The sequence below is a fragment of the Bacillus sp. 1735sda2 genome (genome assembly GCF_024159245.1).
GTDB classification, from domain to species: Bacteria; Bacillota; Bacilli; order Bacillales; family Bacillaceae; genus Bacillus; species Bacillus pumilus_O.
In genome coordinates, this window is sequence record NZ_JAMYWZ010000001.1 from 631,877 (window position 1) to 648,566 (window position 16,690).

General features: G+C 40.6%; 14 protein-coding genes and 1 pseudogene. 8 read left to right on the forward strand and 7 right to left on the reverse strand.

Translation table 11 applies throughout. From position 1 onward, the window contains the following. Positions 1-43: 43 nt before the first annotated feature. Positions 44-511: a hypothetical protein gene (locus NKR21_RS03280; RefSeq protein WP_144456787.1), complete on the reverse strand. Its 468-nt coding sequence runs from the start codon at positions 509-511 to the stop codon at positions 44-46. Between the two features lie 124 nt (positions 512-635). Continuing rightward, positions 636-1,310 carry a hypothetical protein gene (locus NKR21_RS03285; RefSeq protein WP_088004270.1) on the reverse strand — a complete coding sequence of 225 codons (675 nt, stop codon included), beginning with the start codon at positions 1,308-1,310 and terminating at the stop codon, positions 636-638. A gap of 210 nt (positions 1,311-1,520) precedes the next feature. Here NKR21_RS03285 and NKR21_RS03290 point away from each other — a divergent pair, with 210 nt between their 5' ends. Both NKR21_RS03290 and NKR21_RS03295 read left to right on the forward strand, forming a co-directional pair. Then, positions 1,521-1,889: an RlpA-like double-psi beta-barrel domain-containing protein gene (locus tag NKR21_RS03290; protein ID WP_003213878.1), complete on the forward strand. Its 369-nt coding sequence runs from the start codon at positions 1,521-1,523 to the stop codon at positions 1,887-1,889. A 73-nt stretch (positions 1,890-1,962) separates the two neighbouring features. Further along, complete coding sequence (locus NKR21_RS03295) at positions 1,963-3,012, forward strand: hypothetical protein (RefSeq protein WP_144456785.1); 1,050 nt, start codon at positions 1,963-1,965, stop codon at positions 3,010-3,012. A 217-nt stretch (positions 3,013-3,229) separates the two neighbouring features. On the opposite strand, the gene NKR21_RS03300 is transcribed toward NKR21_RS03295, so the two are convergent. From NKR21_RS03300 to gabP, 3 genes are all read right to left on the reverse strand, one after another. Continuing rightward, complete coding sequence (locus NKR21_RS03300) at positions 3,230-3,604, reverse strand: carboxymuconolactone decarboxylase family protein (RefSeq protein ID WP_012009086.1); 375 nt, start codon at positions 3,602-3,604, stop codon at positions 3,230-3,232. A 287-nt stretch (positions 3,605-3,891) separates the two neighbouring features. Beyond that, positions 3,892-5,421: a multicopper oxidase family protein gene (locus NKR21_RS03305; protein WP_144456782.1), complete on the reverse strand. Its 1,530-nt coding sequence runs from the start codon at positions 5,419-5,421 to the stop codon at positions 3,892-3,894. A gap of 98 nt (positions 5,422-5,519) precedes the next feature. Continuing rightward, positions 5,520-6,908 carry a GABA permease gene (gene gabP, locus NKR21_RS03310; protein ID WP_144456780.1) on the reverse strand — a complete coding sequence of 463 codons (1,389 nt, stop codon included), beginning with the start codon at positions 6,906-6,908 and terminating at the stop codon, positions 5,520-5,522. Positions 6,909-7,390: 482 nt separating this feature from the next. Here gabP and NKR21_RS03315 point away from each other — a divergent pair, with 482 nt between their 5' ends. The 6 genes from NKR21_RS03315 (at position 7,391) to NKR21_RS03340 (ending at position 15,786) form a co-directional block, all read left to right on the forward strand. After that, complete coding sequence (locus NKR21_RS03315) at positions 7,391-8,290, forward strand: cation diffusion facilitator family transporter (RefSeq protein WP_044141457.1); 900 nt, start codon at positions 7,391-7,393, stop codon at positions 8,288-8,290. A gap of 101 nt (positions 8,291-8,391) precedes the next feature. Continuing rightward, entirely contained in the window at positions 8,392-9,354 is a 963-nt protein-coding gene (locus tag NKR21_RS03320) for an AAA family ATPase (protein WP_144456777.1), read from the forward strand. Positions 9,355-9,455: 101 nt separating this feature from the next. Beyond that, the gene (locus NKR21_RS03325) at positions 9,456-10,541 is read left to right on the forward strand and encodes a DUF58 domain-containing protein (protein WP_225970052.1); all 1,086 of its coding nucleotides are present in this window, start codon (positions 9,456-9,458) and stop codon (positions 10,539-10,541) included. Positions 10,542-10,550: 9 nt separating this feature from the next. Then, positions 10,551-12,755 carry a transglutaminase TgpA family protein gene (locus tag NKR21_RS03330; RefSeq protein ID WP_144456775.1) on the forward strand — a complete coding sequence of 735 codons (2,205 nt, stop codon included), beginning with the start codon at positions 10,551-10,553 and terminating at the stop codon, positions 12,753-12,755. A gap of 186 nt (positions 12,756-12,941) precedes the next feature. Continuing rightward, a complete protein-coding gene (guaA, locus tag NKR21_RS03335; protein ID WP_144456773.1) occupies positions 12,942-14,483 on the forward strand; it encodes a glutamine-hydrolyzing GMP synthase in 1,542 nt (513 codons plus the stop codon). Positions 14,484-15,012: 529 nt separating this feature from the next. Further along, the gene (locus NKR21_RS03340) at positions 15,013-15,786 is read left to right on the forward strand and encodes a hypothetical protein (RefSeq protein ID WP_186299645.1); all 774 of its coding nucleotides are present in this window, start codon (positions 15,013-15,015) and stop codon (positions 15,784-15,786) included. A gap of 205 nt (positions 15,787-15,991) precedes the next feature. On the opposite strand, the pseudogene NKR21_RS03345 reads toward NKR21_RS03340, so the two are convergent. Both NKR21_RS03345 and NKR21_RS03350 read right to left on the reverse strand, forming a co-directional pair. Next, a pseudogene (locus NKR21_RS03345) lies at positions 15,992-16,188 on the reverse strand (site-specific integrase); the annotation flags it as partial. After that, positions 16,189-16,674, reverse strand: a complete 486-nt coding sequence (locus NKR21_RS03350; RefSeq protein ID WP_144456771.1) for a YbaK/EbsC family protein — start codon at positions 16,672-16,674, stop codon at positions 16,189-16,191. It abuts the pseudogene before it with no gap. Between the last annotated feature and the right edge of the window lie 16 nt (positions 16,675-16,690).

Below are 16,690 nucleotides of genomic sequence, written 5' to 3' on the forward strand. Positions count from 1 at the left end.
TTGAAAAAAGCTTGTAGAGCGATCCTCTACAAGCTTTTCTAAATTATTGGGCTCTTTCCCAAGTGATCTTTGTTTCATTTGTTTTTTTTGTTCCCTTTGCCAGCACTTTGCCGTTTTCTTGTTTCACGGTGATGTTTAGGTCGTAAAAAGAATACAGAGCGCCAAGACTGTCATTTTCGGGTTTGTGCAGGTTGTTTTCTTTTTCAGTTGAAGCTCCAATGGCAAGCGTTTTGGCAAAGTTTAAACCGATGACTTCAGCGTAATCACTATTAGTATCAGAAGAAGCTGTTACGTTTAAAGAAATAATTTTTTTCTTTTGATCAACGGTGATGTCCGTGTCTTTTATAAGCTTAGACTGTTCCATGACTTTTTTCGTTTCTTTTTGAATGCGTTCATTAATCGTTGGAAGTGCCTTCGTTTCTGTTTTTTGTTCGTTTGTTGTATTTGAGCAAGCTGCTAGTATGAAGAGGCTTGCAACTAGGCTCATGAAAACAAGTAGACTTTTTTTCACGTTCGTTCTCCTTTTTTCTCGCAGTATGTATGTTTATGTTACCACGAATCCTTGATTTGATTAAAAGAGAAGTGTTGATAAGCTGTGAACAATAAAAAGCACCCTCTATCGGGCGCTTTTTTTCTTATTGTGCTGAAAGGCTTGTACTTAATGGAACAGAAGAAATGACAGTGAATTTTGGAGCCGCAGCACCAGACTCTAAATTCTTACGTAAAAGCGATGATTTGATGGATCCATCCCAATTTTTATAGACACTACCTGAAGTATTCGCACGAAGCTGTACATTTGAGAAGCTTGCTTGTGAGTAGCTGTTTGTTCCATTATCTTGTACGCCATGTACCATTTTGACGACATCGAGGTTTTTCAAACGGCTAGGCTTGTAAATAGGCTGTTTATAGCGCAATGTCCCATTGACGTATAGTGACACTGTGCCATCACCATTATTGATGAGCTTTAAATTGACACGTGCGCCATCTTTAATGCTCTTATCGTATTTACTGTTCCAGTATTGACTGCCGCCTTGTGAGCCGCTACCTAGAAAGACCTTATAGCCAGAAGGCGTTTTTGAAATACCACTTTCTATAACGGCAGAGCCGAGACCGAGATACCAGTCCGCATAGCCATTTTTAATGGTAGCTGTTTTCGGCAAGACAATATCAGCCGAGATACCCGACCATTTGGCCTCATCCGTTTGTGTCACAATCGCGCCGTGACGAGGGCTAGCTGCAGATGCGGGGATACTTGATAGCATCAAAACGAAGGTCAAACTTACACTCAAAACAATAAACCATTTTTTCATGAAAATTCCTCCTTAAAGTTGATTCACTTTCATTATATAAAATGAAAGATGGTGGTCTACTTACAATGTTCTGGCTTCTTTTGGAAGTATTTATGAAAAAAATCGGTCAAAAAGTGGTCAACTTGTATTCGAATTGTAATGTGTCTGTAAAATAACTGGGTGCATCTTCATGTATAATGAATGCAGAAACCAAATACGGAGGATTTTTTAATGAATAAAAAGCTTATCGCGACAATCGTAACAGTAGCTAGTTTATTTTTGGCGTTTAGTTTCTCACATGGAGCAAGTGCAAAAAAAGTAAGCGGCAATATTACTTGGTATAATGGTGTCGGTAAAAAAGGCGCAGATGGAAAAAAACTCGGTCATTGGGATGCAGCAACTAAAATGGGATTTGACGTACCGAAAAAAGGTACAAAACTAAGAGTGACAACAAAAGCGAAACCACATAAAGTGATTACAGTATATAAATATGATGTAGGTAGAATGCCAAACGCTGTATTAGATGTCAGCCCAAAAGCATTCAAAGCACTAGGGTATAAAACAAGTAAAGGTGTCGTAAAAGGGCATTACACTTATTAATACATAGGCATGCAAAGAAGCGGGAAAAGTTCATTTTCTGGCTTCTTTTCTTGTAGAGAGGGTCTGAAAGGCAATGAAAAAATCAACATGGTGGATCATCACAGTCATCGGAGTCGCAGTGATTGCGGCCGTCATCTTCTTTTTAATGAAGCCGGGGCAAGAGGCGAAGCATGCGGGAAAAGTGAAAACAAATCAGGATGCAAAAGACGAATTACTCGTTTCATTTACAGATCAACAGTTAAACAATACGTATTATCTGCATGATCGGGCGCTTCATACAGAGAAACTGACCGCCTATCCTTCGATTGCTTATGATTCTACGAAACAGCTTTTATATTACACGTACACGGATGAAGACACGCAAAAAGTGAGTATTCGAGAACTGAATGTAAAAAAAGATGAAGAAAAAACGCTTTTTACGAGTCATGATTCCATCGACAGTATGAGGCTGTCTGGAGACGGGAAACAGTTATATCTTAGATATAATAAGGATTCCGGGGAACAATTTTATGTCGCTATGTTTGATGTGAACACACGCAAAGTGAAGGTATTGTATCCAGAGAAAAGTAAGGATGACACGGTAAGTTCTTTTGCTTATGATCCGGCGTCAAATCATCTGGCAATCCAGCATTATTCCTTAAAAGAAGATTACAAGAAAACCGATGAAGCGAATGAAAAGGGAAGAGACCCTGAACCAACGACCATGAAGATCACCCTTCAGACAGGCGCGAAGGGAAAGCAAATTGCACGCATCTCACAAACGATCAATGATATTTCATTTTCACCAGATCAAAAGACATTGATATATACAGAAGTGAAGGTGCGAAAAGAAAAAGAAGTATCCACTATAAAAATGCTTGATGTAGAAACGGGAAAAACGACGACACTCGTTAAGAATAGTAAGGATGTGCATATTTTAAGTGCCGCACAGCCGCAATTTTCTACGGATGGATCTTCTGTTTATTTCTTAGGCGTTGCTAAAAACGCAAAGGAATTAAAGGATGACACCGGTCGAAAAGCAAAGGTAAGAACGATATTTGAATACAATATTAAGAAGAAAACAGTGGATGCCGCTTGGGAGAAAGATGGCGGGATTGTTAATAATTTCACTGTCAATCGATAAAAGGTGCGTTCAGTTATTTTGATATAACTGGACGTTTTTTTATTTTGCCGTTTGACATGTTACGGAAATTGAGGAATTTATGTAAGGAAAATCAGTTTTTAAGGTGGAAAATGTGTGGTATTTTTATATTTTGCTTATGTGACAGAGGAAAAGAAAGAGAGTAATATGAGTGGACATAAAAAAACGAGAGGACAGATGGCTTCTCGTTTTCACTGATTTATTTGGTGTTATGGTCTAATAAGTTTTGAAAAATAAACAGGGCATTAATGGAGTGCGGGAATCCAGCAACTTTTGTACAGTGCTTGATAATCTCCATGATCTCTATGACAGAAAGTCCGATATGTAATGCTTGTTCAAAATGAGTCTTTAATTCTTCATCACTATCGCCTTTTGTAATGAGGGCAGATAATGTGATGATGGCCTTTTGTTTTTCATCTAAAATGAAGTGGTTGAATTCTTTTTGTTCACCGAGTTCAATTGTTAGCTGTTCAATATTTGACCGAATGCTCTCGTTTTTCTGAATTGAAAGCTCCTCTATGTTACCTGCCGTTGTTTCTTGTGTGATCTGGCAAGTCTCTTTTTCTTCATTCAAATTGAACTCCTCCGTTTTTTATCGCAATTTTCCATTTGTTCGTTCATTGTGGCAAATGTGCCTTATGTTAGATGCAATAGGTATATAGTAGTATTATCGGTTTGCTGCGTCAATTTTTTAAGTGTTGAATGTACAAATAAATGTCATTTTAAGTCATGCATTGTTATATTTTAGAATGATTCAATGAAAAGGAAGGAAAGGGCTAATATATCGCTGTCTGTTAGCCCTTTGACATGATTTACTCAATACATATTTTTACGTATGTCACGGGGATCGGTTTCATGTGACTAAATAATATCCATCGGCCTCATCATGTCATAATCCTCGTGCTCTAATATATGACAATGCCACACGTACCTGCCGCTGTATGGAACAAAGCGAGCAATAATCCGAATGACTTCACCGGCATGCGCTTGAATGGTGTCCTTGTAGCCTTGTTCATGTAAAGGAGGGGCTTCGTTCGGTCCTGTATACACAATGTCCCCTGTCGATTGATAGACCTCTGTATCAAATGGTCTTCTGTCTATCACCCTAAATTGAACAAGATGTAAATGAATGGGATGTGTGCCCCTTGTTGGATTGACGATGGACCAAACCTCTACACTGCCAAGCCGAGGATTTTCCGTGACAGGGTCATTCCAAAAATGGTTATCAAGCAATAAAATGGGGCGACCGTATTTATCCTGTGTACCAGTAAGAGTGAGCGTACGCTCTTGATCAGCGCGACTAGGTCGAAGTGGTGGAAGCGGTTTGAATATAGGCCGTAATGTTTTAGGTGCTCTCCCTTTTAGTGTACGTGTGACTTTAAATTGCATGATGTTGGCATCTGTTTCAGGATTTACTTCCTGTCCGCAGCCAGCTTTATTTTTAAGGATGATCGTTTTGTTTTCGTAAGCTGAAAAATCAATGATCACATCAAATCGTTCAGCAGGAGCAATGGTAAAGGATTGATGGTGAACAGGTCTTGGTAAAAAGCCGCCATCAGATCCAATTTGCAAAATCGTCGCATCATTGTCTAGATGCAGCTCGTAAGTTCTTGTATTAGACGCATTTAAAATACGAAAACGGTATTTTCGTGGCTCCACTTCTAAATATGGCCATACTTTTCCATTGACCAAAATGGTTTCTCCGCAAAAGAAAGGCACGATAGACGGATCTGGTAGATCACTGTCTTCTGGCGTGTTGTTTGGTCTGCTTGGATAAAACAGCGCGCCATCCTCTTGAAACGTACGGTCCATGATCATTAGCGGAATATCATACTCATCCTTCGGTAATTCTAGTGATTTTTCAAACGCATCTGAGATCAAATAAAATCCAGCTAATCCGGCGTACACATTTAATCGTGTCAAGGCCATCGCATGATCGTGATACCACAATGTGCAGGCTTGCTGATGATTTGGGTATTCGTACACTTCCCGTTCAAAGAAGGGACCGGTTGCTTCAAAGTCTCGAGAAAACCAAGCCTCTGGATAGCCGTCACTGCTTGCTGGTGTGACGCCGCCATGTAAATGAACGACGGTCTTGACTTCTGGTTCATCATGATGGCCTTCGTGAATCGTGTGATCGACCGGTAGAAAATGTTTAAGTGGCAATTTGTTCATCCATTTCACTTTGACTTTTTCATTTCGATTCGCATGAATGGTTGGACCAGGCAAACTGCCATTATAGGTCCATAGCTTGGTTGGGGGCAGGTCTCTATGAACTTTTAGAAATACCTCCTCCATAGCGATTTCATAATACGTTTGTCGTGGGTTCTTTTTGACGGGCTCCGCAACTTCTGGAATTGGCAGCTCGTCAACAAATTTTTCTAGGTTCATGTTGTCTAATCCTCACTTAAAAATTCAATTTGATACAGTATAAGTGCGGACATGAAAATAGGTGAATAAAATAAAAAACCCGCTTTTCAGCGGGAGCATTACGGATGCTTATTTTCAAGCGTTGCATTTGCAGGTGTTTTTTTATTTGGTTTAAAGATGAAATAAGCGGCAAGCACACTGAAGGTAATGATACTCGTCAAAATGAGCTGAGGTCTCATTGATTCGATAAACAGCATCGATATCAAGATGGCGCAAATAACCAAAATGGTAAAGTACGTAAGATATGGGAACAGCCACATTTTGATTTTGAGCTGTTCTGGATTTTCTTTTTCGATTTTACGACGCATTCTTAATTGTGACACAGCAATGACCAAGTAGACAAGAAGGGCAATTGCACCGGATGCATTGACTAAGAACAAAAAGATGGTTTCAGGATAAAAGTAGTTCATCATGACGGCAATGTAAGAAAAGAAGGTGCCAGCGACTGTAGCGGCTACAGGAACGCCACGTTTGCTGATTTTCATAAAGCGTTTCGGTGCTTCGCCTCTTTCTGCCAATGAATAAAGCATTCTGGAGGTTGTGTATAATCCGGAGTTTAAGCAAGATAGAACGGCTGTTAAAACAATGACGTTCATGACTTGAGCTGCTGATGGGACGCCGATGTATTCTAATACCGCAACGAACGGACTTGTTAAAATACTCGCTGAATTCCACGGAAGCAAGGTCACAACGACAGCGATAGAACCGACATAGAACACGATGATACGCCATACAACAGAGCGGGTAGCTGTTGTCACAGACTTGACCGGGTCTGCTGATTCTCCGGCCGCTATTGCCACAATCTCGGTTCCCATGAAGGAAAAGATGACGACGACAATTCCGAGTAAAACAGAGCTGAATCCATTTGGAAGGAAACCGCCGTTCCCTGTTAAATTGGCAAGACCTACAGTATGATGACCACCAAAACCAAAGATAAATGCAAAACCGATGAGTAGGAATAGAATGATGCTGACGACTTTGATTAATGAGAACCAATATTCAAATTCGCCAAAAGATTTAACAGAAAAGATATTTGTTAATGTTAAGAGGATAGTGAGGATAAGACTTGTGAGCCAAACAGGTGCATCTCCATACCAATACTGAATAATGGCAGCACCGGCAATGGCTTCGATGGCGATGACAATCACCCAGAAGAACCAATAAAGCCAGCCAATTGTAAAACCGGCCCATGGACCGATGGCATCGCTCGCATATTGTGAGAAGGAACCGCTTGTCGGATAGGCACATGCCATTTCTCCAAGCATTCTCATAATAAAGATTACGAGAAGTCCGGCAAAAGAATATGAAAGAATGGATCCAGGCCCTGCAGAATGAATGACAGCGCCGCTACCAACAAATAGCCCTGCGCCAATAACTCCGGCAATGGAGATCATGGAAATATGTCTTGTTTTAAGATTTTTTTGAAGACCGTTTGTCATGTTGGACATGTCTTTACCTCCAAACATTTCTCTTCATAGAGAATTTGTTTTTAGAATATTTTAAATTTTATCATACTGAATTGTCATTCAGCATTGGACAGGTTATCAAACTGACATTTCAAACCTCTTAACATGATGTTAAAAAGTATAAAGGATTTGAGAGATTATGTTCCCTCTTTTTCCTCTGTTCATTCTTAAAAATAGCATAAGATCGGATGAAGAGAAGTTGTGTCTTAAAATAAAATTATTCTGAAATTTTACTAGTAAGAGTGAACTTGCCCATATGATCCTCACAGAGTGAATGAGGAAAAGGTTGATGGGAGTAGGTCTTGAGGTCAATTGACCTTGTAAAAATAAGTTTACTTAGGTCAACACATTTCTATGTATCCTATTTTGCTGACACAAGCGAATCATGTTGCTGTAGACCCACACGGGCTTTGCTTTGTAAGATAAATAATAGAAAAGTGATGTGTGAGGAGGCGCGGTTCGACATGGAGCGCTATAACGAATTAAGACAAGGTGAAACAGGTGCTTGGGTTAGCATCATTGCCTATGTGATCTTATCTGCGGTGAAACTTCTGATTGGGTATACGTTTCATTCAGAGGCGCTTTCGGCAGATGGATTGAATAATACGACGGATATTATTGCATCTCTTGCAGTGTTGATTGGACTTCGTATTTCTCAAAAGCCGCCTGATGAAGATCATCCATACGGTCATTTTAGAGCAGAGAACATTGCGTCTCTTGTGGCGTCCTTTATTATGATGCTTGTTGGACTTCAGGTTTTGCTGAGTGCAGGCCAGTCGCTCTTCTCATCAGAGCATCAAACGCCTGATATGATCGCAGCTTGGACGGCAGCAGGAAGTGCTGTGGTGATGTATGGTGTGTATATTTACAACCGTAATCTGTCCAAACGGATCAATAGCCAGGCTCTTCATGCAGCAGCAGCTGATAATAAATCAGATGCGTATGTGAGTATCGGAACATTTGTAGGGATTATCGCCTCTCAATTTCAGCTGGCATGGATTGATACACTTGCAGCGTTTGTTATTGGACTCATTATTTGTAAAACGGCGTGGGAGATTTTCAGAGATGCTTCTCATTCGTTAACGGATGGTTTTCATATAAAAGATATGTCCAAATATAAAGAGACCATTGAAGCAACACCTGGGGTGGGCGATTTGAAAGATATTAAGGCACGCTATCTCGGAAGTACGGTCCATGTGGATGTAGTAGTGGAGGTCGAGCCGCACTTGAACATTGCAGAAAGCCATGATATTGCAGATGAGATTGAACGTAGAATGAAGAAGGAACATGATATTTTACATTCTCATGTTCATATGGAGCCAGCAGGTGAGCCAAAAGAAGAGAAGAAGTCTTTTCCATCGTGAGAAGGCTTCTTTTTTCTACGTGTTGATGTTTTATGCAATTGCGCGTTGTATGGTAAAGTTAGACTATATGAAATTAACGGAAACGTGATAGGAGGATCAGGATGGCATTTGATGAACCAATGCATTCAGATTTACAAAAAATCGTAGATAACATCAATAAAGTCATGGTTGGGAAGAAAGACATTGCGATATTAAGCCTTGTTGCGATTTTGGCGAAGGGGCATGTGCTACTAGAGGATGTGCCTGGTGTTGGGAAGACGATGATGGTTCGTGCTTTGGCAAAATCGATTGGCTGTGAGTTTAAGCGAATTCAATTCACTCCTGACCTTTTGCCATCTGATGTAACAGGTGTGTCGATTTATAATAAAAAGACAAATGAATTTGAATTTAGGCAAGGACCCATTATGGGACAGATCATTTTGGCTGATGAGATCAACCGTACCTCTCCAAAAACACAGTCTGCATTGCTCGAGGCGATGGAGGAAGGCAGTGTGACAGTGGACGGAGAAACAATGCTGCTTGCTGAACCTTTTTTCGTCATGGCTACGCAGAATCCAGTGGAATATGAAGGGACTTATCCGCTACCAGAAGCGCAAATGGACCGTTTTTTATTCAAGCTCCAAATGGGGTACCCGACCATGCTAGAGGAGCTGGAGGTACTCAACTTGCAGGAAAAGCAGTCCCCGATTGATACGCTCCAAGCAGTGATGACAAAGGATCATATCCATGCGCTGCAGCAAGCGGTTCAGACCATTCATGTGGATGCATCCATTAAAGAATATATTGTGGAAATTGCACAGGCGACGCGTCAACATCCATCTGTCTATCTAGGTGTGAGTCCAAGGGGATCGATCGCCCTCATGAAAGCGGCTCAGGCGTATGCACTGTTGAACAGGCGTGATTATGTGATTCCTGATGATGTACAGTATTTGGTGTCTTATACATTACCGCATCGAATGATTTTGACATCAGAAGCGACGTATGAAGGGAAGAAGGCGGAGACACTGCTACGACAAATGCTTGAACAAATTGGCGTGCCAGTTCAAAAGTCGATGACTCAATGAAATTAGGTCATCGTTTCGCTTTTTCATTATGGTTACGGGTGATGATGCTCATTATTCTCACTGCGGCAGTTTTTTGTTATGCCATGTTTCAGGGAGGGTTTGTGAGTTGGTTCCTTTTTTATGCATTTTTACCATATGCGTTGTATGCTTTGCTGTTTGCGCTCGTGCCGCTGAGAGTGACAGCGAAAAGGACTTTACAACAAACCCGCTTGAAGGCGGGAGACGTGCTGTCCGTTGACCTTGAAATCAAGCGGACAAATCCATTTCCATACGTTTACGTCTTGATTGAGGATGATCCTCCAGACACCTTTCATTTAAAGGAACAAATTGAAATGAAGCAAATGCTGTTTCCTTGGTTTCGGAAAACGTGGCGTTTTTCCTATCAATTGAATGATGTCATGCGCGGGGAACATCATTTGTCAGCGGTTCGAATCAAAACGGGGGATATGTTTGGTTTTGTGGAGAAAGAAGTCATCATCCCGTTAGAAAAAAAGCTGCTTGTTTATCCGAAAATGCTCGATCTTCAGGTTGAGTCTGCTGAGTCAGTGAATGAAAATGGAGGCAAAGCGGTTCACTCTTGGTTAAATGAACCGACCCATGTGACAACAGGTGTAAGGGAATACCAGCAAGGAGACCGTTTTGCCTGGGTGGACTGGAAGACGACAGCTAGAAGAGGCCAGCTGATGACGAAGGAATTTGAACAGAATCAAACAAAGGATCTTGTCGTTTTTGCTGATTTTACAGATGAAGCGGCATTTGAGACCGTCGTTTCTATTACAGCTTCAGTTCTCCAATCGGCAGTGAAAAAAGGAGTTCCGGCAGGCCTTGTCCCACTTGGTGATCAACATGTCTTTCGAGTGGATCAAGGAGAGTCTCATTTGCAGGACTTGCTTTATTTTTTAACAATGGTGCAGCACCATCCTTCTCGCGCACTTGAATGTAAAGCTTTCGCAGCGAGTGAGTACCAATACGCTGGAAAATATGTCGTTACGGGTCATCTACATGAAGAGCTTGCTGAGAGCCTTTTTGTAAATCGAAACAGAAAGAACATCACTGTTCTTTTAGTGAAGAGAGCCGCGGATCGATACACGACAAAAGAAAAACAGCTTGTAGACCGGCTGAAGGCATCGGGAATGCGCACGACCGTTTTATTTGAAGACCGGCTGCACGAAAGAACTGTGAGGTGACAAACTTTTATGCTTCATACGCATCAGCGGCAAAGCCGTTTTGAGTTGTTCATCTATTATGCTGTAGCATTTCTGCTGCTTTGGGAGTGGCTTCGACCGCTTCAAGATTTTACAGAGACGAGTCATACGTCTTATTTCATCATTTTTATAGGGCTTACCTGTTTGTTTACATTCTTTCGTTTGAAGTGGTATGTGACGTTTCCTATTTGTACTGGCTTGATTTTGCTCGCCTTATATTTGATCTTTTATCAAGCAGAGCCAAGCTATCCGGCTGCATTATTTGCTGATATTAAAGATAATATCACCTTGATGAGCACAGGCATGTGGAGTGACATGTATCCCTCCTTCCGCACATTATTGTTTTATATTTTGCTATGGCTGCTTGTCTACTTGCTTCATTATTGGGTGGTCTATCAGCAGCGTATCTTTTTCTTTTTACTCATGACGATTGTATATGTCACGATTCTGGATACGTTTACGCCATATGATGCAACCTTTGCGATCGTTCGCATAATGGTGTTTGGTTTTTGTTTGCTTGGGTTGCTGTATTTCGATCGACTGCGTTCGGCTGAAGGCATTCGGGTGTCACAGAAGGCGCGTCTAAAATGGTTTTTGCCCATGCTGGCGCTTGTTCTTCTGTCAGTAACACTCGGTGCTTCTTTACCAAAGTCTGATCCGAAATGGCCTGATCCTGTACCGTTTTTTAAGGCGGTGACGAATCAAGATGGCTCTGCGGGACAGAATAAGGTGGGATATAGTACAGATGATTCATCGCTTGGCGGACCGTTTAGTGAGGACCAAACACCGGTCTTTAAATGGAGCGGAAAGGAGCCGTCCTACTTTCGTGTCGAAACAAAAAGTATTTACACAGGAAAAGGCTGGGAGGATGCTTCAAATGATACGAAGCCTACTCGGCTAAAAGAGGACAGTGTACCGAATCGTTGGTTTACCGAGCATGTAAAAACAGAGGAGCACGAAACGAGAGTCGATATGGAATCGAATTATCGATTTAATCATGCCGTCTATCCAATTGGGACGATCATGCTGATGCCAATGGATAACATTCCGCTGCAAATCATGGGCAAAACGGAGAAAATTGTCCCGTCTATGCAAAACCCACCTAAAAATTTGGGGAACTATCAAGTCAGTTTCTTATCTCCTACATTTATCCTGGAGGATTTGCAGAAAATCAAAGTACCGACAAAGAAGCAGGTGAATCAGCAGGTTGGCCGTGAATATTTGCAGCTACCTTCCTCATTGCCAGAGCGAGTGAAAACATTGGCAAACAGCTTAACGGAAACGAAGGATAATATGTACGACAAGGCTAAAGCGATTGAGGATTACTTAGGGTCTGCGAAATTTTCATATGAAACGCAAAATGTCGCTGTGCCAAGTCGTCAAGAAGATTATGTGGATCAATTTTTGTTTGATACGATGATCGGCTACTGTGATAATTTTTCAACCTCGATGATTGTGCTGCTTCGTTCGATTGGGATTCCGGCGAGATGGGTGAAAGGCTACACGTCAGGTCAATTATATGAAACACAGATGGATGGAAACAATGTGTACGAAGTGACCAATAACAATGCGCATTCATGGGTAGAAGTGTATTTTCCAAACAGAGGCTGGGTGACCTTCGAACCGACAAAAGGATTTACGAACCCAGAGACTTTTACAAATGAATCGGTTTCAAGTGAACAAACAGATGAGGATCAAAAGCAAGAAGATCAATCTAACTCTTATGCAAGCCAAGATCAGCGAGCAGAACAGCCGCAGCAGCAAGAGACAGCACAGCCGGCTGAACCAAAGAAACAAACAGCGCAAGCGAAGCCTAATATGGTGCGTGTTGGATCAATCTTGGGTTTTGCGGCAGGAGCTATGATCCTTCTAGGCTTGATAAGCTGGATGCTTTATCGATTCAGAGCAAGATGGCTGCCATTCTTTATTGTAAGAAAGGTGAAACGTCTGCCAGAGGAGGAAGTATTCTTCTATGCGTATGCTGCGCTATTAAAGCAGCTGAAGCGCAGGGGAATTGAGAAAAAACCTGGCATGACGCTAAGAGAATTTGCTTCTTTGATCGATGACAAGGATGGAGATCATCAGATGTCAGAGCTGACGCAGCTCTATGAGCGCGCACTCTACCGGCGAGAGGATGCGTCGGTGCTTTGGGGGCAATCGGCAAAGTTATGGGAAAATTTAATAAACAGGAGATAGTCTTGACCCCGTACCTTCCTGTTGTTAGAATAGGTGAATATTAAAACCTTCTAAAATACATGAAATTGAAGCGTTCGGATGTGAGTCTGGGCGCTTCAAAAGCGTGATTCACATTGAGAGCAGGTTTTCTCCTCTCATTTTTTCTGTGCGTTTATAAAAAACTATATTGGACATAGAGGTGACACCATGACAAATTTAGTAAATGAAATGATTTTGGTTCTAGATTTCGGCAGTCAGTACAATCAGTTGATCACACGCCGTATTCGTGAATTTGGTGTGTACAGTGAGCTTCATCCGCACACTTTAACTGCTGAAGAAATTAAAGAAATGGCGCCTAAAGGAATCATCCTTTCTGGCGGACCAAACAGTGTTTATGATGAAGGATCTTTCCGCTGTGATGAAAAGATTTTTGATCTAGACATTCCGGTTCTAGGCATTTGCTACGGCATGCAGCTCATGACTCACTATTTAGGCGGGAAAGTAGAAGCGGCAAGCCAGCGTGAATACGGAAAAGCGGATATCCACATTAATGGAACGCCTGCTTTATTTAAAGACCTTCCGACTGATCAAGTTGTTTGGATGAGCCATGGTGACCTCGTTGTTGAAGTACCAGAAGGCTTTACAGTTGATGCAACAAGTGCACATTGTCCAAACTCAGCGATGAGCTTAGCTGAGAAGAATTTCTATGGCGTTCAGTTCCACCCAGAGGTTCGTCACTCTGAGTACGGAAATGACCTATTGAAAAACTTTGTCTTCGGCGTGTGTGATTGCGATGGCAAATGGTCAATGGAGAACTTCATTGAAATCGAAATGCAGAAAATCCGTGAAACAGTAGGAGACAAACAAGTACTGTGCGCACTAAGCGGCGGTGTGGATTCATCTGTTGTGGCGGTATTGATCCACAAAGCCATCGGTGATCAGCTGACATGTATTTTCGTTGACCACGGTCTTCTTCGCAAAGGCGAAGCAGAAGGGGTTATGAAGACATTTAGCGAAGGTTTCAACATGAACGTGATTAAAGTAGACGCAAAAGACCGTTTCTTAAACAAGCTAAAAGGTGTGTCTGATCCTGAGCAAAAACGTAAAATCATCGGTAACGAATTCATCTATGTATTCGATGATGAATCGGACAAGCTAAAAGGAATTGACTACTTAGCACAGGGAACACTTTACACAGATATCATTGAGAGCGGAACAGCAACGGCACAAACAATCAAATCTCACCACAACGTAGGTGGTCTTCCAGAAGACATGCAGTTCGAATTGATTGAGCCGCTCAATACGCTATTCAAGGATGAAGTCCGTGCCCTAGGTTCAGAGCTAGGCATTCCTGACGACATCGTCTGGAGACAGCCATTCCCAGGTCCAGGACTAGGTATCCGTGTACTAGGTGAAATTTCTGAAGAAAAACTAGAAATCGTCCGTGAATCGGATGCAATTCTACGCGAAGAAATTGCCAACTTCGGCCTTGAGCGCGACATCTGGCAATACTTCACGGTTCTCCCTGACATCCGCAGCGTAGGTGTCATGGGTGACGCAAGAACATACGACTACACAATCGGCGTCCGTGCTGTTACTTCGATTGATGGGATGACGAGTGACTGGGCAAGAATCCCTTGGGACGTGCTTGAAAAGATCTCAACTCGTATCGTGAATGAAGTGAAGCATGTGAACCGCGTGGTGTATGATATTACGAGTAAGCCGCCTGCTACAATCGAGTGGGAGTAAAAGTATAAAACAATTTGATTTGGGAATGCCTAGTTATAAGTGTTTATAGTAAATGATAATCACTAATAAGTTACCCACCAAAAAACCCCCAAGTGTATTTTCTTGGAGGGTTTTTTTAATTTGAAAAAGCAATTCTTTTTTTATGGTCCAAAATACGCTCGTACCTCTTTTTCCTTGAAAAAGTTACTTAACTTCTTGAACAATGTACGTGTAATGTAATATATTATCTCCTTTCCATCTATGTATTTCTTTCCTCAGGGGTGAATGGTGGTCCTTATACACAAATGTCGCCATTCAATATAAAAATACTTTTGAATAAGTCTTAATTATGGTATTCATTTCTTTAGCGATTTCTTTTTTATAAGATGATCTCCAAAATAACTAACTTTATTTTCGCTCTTCTTTAACTAACAGTGTTTCAATAGGAGGTAGAGCCATTTTCTTCTTAAACTTTAAGATAGGAGCTTATTTTTAAAGCTGATGAAATTGTGATAGGATTTAATTACATTTATATGGAGGGAGAGAAAAATTGAATATATATATTAGATGTAGTGAGTGTTTGAGATTAAGCGAAAATCCGACTGATCCTCAAGATTTTCAATTCTATAAAGTTTTTGTAAATGAAGAAGGCGTTTATAATTTTATATGCTATAAAGGACATGAAACAACAGCAATATCTGTCTATGATAAGTATCAAATATTATTCCAAATGGCTGCAAATGCTTTATTGAATGGCTATTATTTCGAAGCAGTGGGATGTTTTATTGCATCAGTTGAGAGATTTAGAGATTGGGTGATTAGATTTATTTGGTACTTAAATGGCATAGATGAGAACATAACTGAAGAACTATGGAAAAAACAATTAAAAAATTCTTCAGAAAGACAATTGGGGGCTTTTTCTTCGATGTTTATCAATCATTTTAAAGAAGCTCCACCCATTTTTGACGATAAACAAAACAAATTTAGAAATAGTGTTTTACATAAAGGAATGATCCCCACTAAAGATGAATCCCACAAGTTTGGGGAATATGTATTTAATTATATTCGCTCGATACAAAAGACTATATTTACACAATACAATTCTGAATCATTTGAATTCAGCTCTAAAGTGTTAAAAAAGAGATTTTCAAAATTTGAAACATCTCAATTAATGAATGGTGAGGTAGTACTGCAAAATGCAAGTGAAATGATACTGTTATTGGGTTATTCTGTGGTTAGAAGTACAAGCTTTCAAGACGAAATTGAAATACTGAAGGATTATATAAACACATATGATTTACACGGTATCAAATACAAAAAATAAAAAATCGTAAATAAAGCGAATTTTATGTTGAAATCTAACGTGTTTTTACTCTAAAAATTCTCGGAGATTGTATTTCCCACCAAATACACCACCAAAAATATAATTTTTTCATGAAATGCTGTCACTTAAGGTATTAGGGAGAACCATGTATTATGGAGTGGGGATAATTGTTAAAAAGCTAAAAACCCTGGTGTATCAAGGGTTTTTAGCTCTTTTTTATTTGTTTCTGCTTTCCTAAATAGTCCACAGTAAATTGATTTTTGGGGGAGGCATCATAGTTTTGCTTAGTCTTCTTAAAGGAGATGACTCCATTTATTTGTTAGCTACTTCAGAATTACTGTTAGGGTAAAGATGTTCATATGTTCCCAAAGTAGTTTCGATATCTTCATGTCCTAGACGATTTTAATGTGTTAATGAATCATTCCATCCCTTACACACATCAATCCATTGTGAATAACCGGAGTATTTTTCTAATTGTTTGATTGTGAGTTCAATAGCGCTGTTACTGCTCCCGCAAGCTGGATAGACTGTCTCAAAACGTTTGAGTGAATGATCTAAATAAACAGATACGCCATTCTTTATAGCAAAAGGACATACTCCACCAATTTCATGACCGATCAAGTCAACAACCTCATGAGGAGACAGCATTTTAGCTTTTGTTTTAAAATATTCTTTGAATTTTTTGTTATCCACTTTTGCATCACCAGAGGTCACAACTAAAATAGCTTGTCCATTTACTAGAAAGGAGAGTGTTTTGGCGATTCTTTCAGGTTCGCAGCCCAATGCAGAAGCAGCCAAGTCTACAGTTGCACTAGATACTGAAAATTCCTGAATCCGATGATCCATATCATATTGTTTAAAATAATCTTTTACTTTCTCGATCGACATGATGAATTCTCCTTTT

Bases quoted from the DNA above. Each gene is read 5' to 3' on its own strand.
- NKR21_RS03285 (WP_088004270.1), bottom strand. From the start codon at position 1,310: ATGAAAAAATGGTTTATTGTTTTGAGTGTAAGTTTGACCTTCGTTTTG.
- NKR21_RS03290 (WP_003213878.1), top strand. From the start codon at position 1,521: ATGAATAAAAAGCTTATCGCGACAATCGTAACAGTAGCTAGTTTATTT.
- NKR21_RS03295 (WP_144456785.1), top strand. From the start codon at position 1,963: ATGAAAAAATCAACATGGTGGATCATCACAGTCATCGGAGTCGCAGTG.
- NKR21_RS03305 (WP_144456782.1), bottom strand. From the start codon at position 5,421: ATGAACCTAGAAAAATTTGTTGACGAGCTGCCAATTCCAGAAGTTGCG.
- gabP (WP_144456780.1), bottom strand. From the start codon at position 6,908: ATGTCCAACATGACAAACGGTCTTCAAAAAAATCTTAAAACAAGACAT.
- NKR21_RS03315 (WP_044141457.1), top strand. From the start codon at position 7,391: ATGGAGCGCTATAACGAATTAAGACAAGGTGAAACAGGTGCTTGGGTT.
- NKR21_RS03320 (WP_144456777.1), top strand. From the start codon at position 8,392: ATGGCATTTGATGAACCAATGCATTCAGATTTACAAAAAATCGTAGAT.
- NKR21_RS03330 (WP_144456775.1), top strand. From the start codon at position 10,551: ATGCTTCATACGCATCAGCGGCAAAGCCGTTTTGAGTTGTTCATCTAT.
- guaA (WP_144456773.1), top strand. From the start codon at position 12,942: ATGACAAATTTAGTAAATGAAATGATTTTGGTTCTAGATTTCGGCAGT.
- NKR21_RS03350 (WP_144456771.1), bottom strand. From the start codon at position 16,674: ATGTCGATCGAGAAAGTAAAAGATTATTTTAAACAATATGATATGGAT.